General features: G+C 59.9%; 1 protein-coding gene. It reads left to right on the forward strand.

Translation table 11 applies throughout. From position 1 onward, the window contains the following. Nucleotides 1-267: murein hydrolase activator EnvC family protein (locus tag SB751_RS31220; protein ID WP_410749173.1), on the forward strand; the 267-nt coding region annotated here is incomplete at both ends.

Consider the following 267-nt stretch of genomic DNA (forward strand, 5'->3'; position numbering starts at 1 on the left):
GGCGCAAGCGGCAACGTCGCATTCTCCTGGCCGGTGCGCGGGCCGCTCCTCGGCACGTTCAACGATTCGACCAACAAGGGCGTCAACATCGGCGGCGCTGCCGGCGACGCTGTCAAGGCATCGGCGGACGGACGTGTGGTTTATGCAGGAAATGGGCTGCGTGGTTACGGCAATCTCATTATCATCAAGCATGACGCAACTTATCTCACCGCATATGCACACAACCGCTCTTTGATGGTAAAAGAGGGGGACGCGGTGACGAAGGGG

Source organism: Cupriavidus sp. SIMBA_020, from assembly GCF_046535395.1.
Lineage (GTDB): Bacteria > Pseudomonadota > Gammaproteobacteria > Burkholderiales > Burkholderiaceae > Cupriavidus > Cupriavidus campinensis.